We start from the raw sequence: 255 nt of genomic DNA on the forward strand, positions 1-255 counted from the left end.
GGAGGACGTTCCGCTCGAGCAGGTGCAGATCGGTGACCGCCTGCGGGTGCGCCCTGGCGAGAAGGTGCCGGTGGACGGCGTCGTCGTCGAGGGTACCTCCTCGGTGGACGAGTCGATGATCACCGGCGAGCCCATCCCCGTCGAGAAGGCCGAGGGCGAGAAGGTCATCGGTGCCACCGTCAACGGCACCGGAGCACTGGTGATCGAGGCCCAGCGAGTGGGCAGCGACACCCTGCTCGCCCAGATCGTGCAGAT

The 255-nt window shown here is 68.2% G+C and carries 1 pseudogene; it reads left to right on the top strand.

The annotated features are described in order from the left end of the window. Positions 1-255 (top strand): annotated as a pseudogene (locus SB754_RS21530) (copper-transporting ATPase); the annotation flags it as partial.

Source organism: Leifsonia sp. SIMBA_070, assembly GCF_046534635.1.
Lineage (GTDB): Bacteria > Actinomycetota > Actinomycetes > Actinomycetales > Microbacteriaceae > Leifsonia.